This window comes from Paraburkholderia sp. JHI2823 (assembly GCF_038900695.1).
Classification (GTDB): domain Bacteria; phylum Pseudomonadota; class Gammaproteobacteria; order Burkholderiales; family Burkholderiaceae; genus Paraburkholderia; species Paraburkholderia mimosarum.
This window is the reverse complement of sequence record NZ_JAYMRY010000163.1, coordinates 1-788: the sequence shown is the minus strand read 5'-3', so window position 1 is coordinate 788 and position 788 is coordinate 1. Positions and strand designations below refer to the sequence as shown.

Here is a 788-nt window from a genome sequence, read left to right as displayed (position 1 = left end):
GATTCATCAATGTCAGGTATGGAGCGGCGAAGTACCATTCTTCATCCGATACATCCGTTGGGTAGGGTCTGCGTTTTTTCATCCCGCCAGGGTACCAGGTCTGGCCGAAAGTTCATAACACCGTCTAAGCATATCCTATATTGATAGAACACGTCGATAAGGAATGAAGATGGCAACGGGTAGGGTTAAATGGTTCAACAATGAAAGAGGGTACGGATTCATTCAGCCAGACGACGGAAGCTGCGATCTGTTTGTGCATTACTCTGATATCCAGATAGAGGGCTTCAAGACGCTAAAGGAAAATCAAAGGGTAACCTTCGAAGTAAAAAACGGGCCCAAGGGCAGGCAGGCGATAGGCATCCAGCCGCTCTGACCATGCGCTTTCTGGTAATGCCGCGGGAATAAGGAAGGCATGGGTGCAATGCGGCGTCAGGTGGCCGCCTGTAGATGGCGTTTAATCTGGGTGAGGACAGCTGGAACCTAACACTGGTTGATAGCCGAGGTGCCCACAGCGGCGGAATGGTCCGCTGCGCGTGATACGGCAGCTGTCCTCATCGCGAACGCAAGGGTGCGATGCAATCCCGGCACTGCGCACGGTTCTAGGGAAGGTCTTATGTGGACGCCTCCCGGATTGCAAACAGTGTTGCGATTTTTGGCTTTCAGGTAAAGGCAGCACGCTTATGTCCGGCCCGTTTTCGCAGGTCGTTATGCGCCTGCAGGCCCTAATGGAATTCGCTGGCGAGGTCCTCATCTGCAAATCGAACACAATGGTTCATCTTCTCTATCGG

Annotated in this window: 1 protein-coding gene and 1 pseudogene; one reads left to right on the top strand and one right to left on the bottom strand. The window is 52.7% G+C overall.

Annotated elements, in window-relative coordinates; all coding sequences use genetic code 11:
* A pseudogene (locus tag VSR34_RS38115) lies at window positions 1-82 on the bottom strand (IS5/IS1182 family transposase); the annotation flags it as partial.
* An 87-nt stretch (window positions 83-169) separates the two neighbouring features.
* On the opposite strand from VSR34_RS38115, the gene VSR34_RS38110 reads away from it, so the two are divergent.
* A complete protein-coding gene (locus tag VSR34_RS38110) occupies window positions 170-373 on the top strand; it encodes a cold-shock protein (protein ID WP_342965198.1) in 204 nt (67 codons plus the stop codon).
* Window positions 374-788 lie beyond the last annotated feature (415 nt).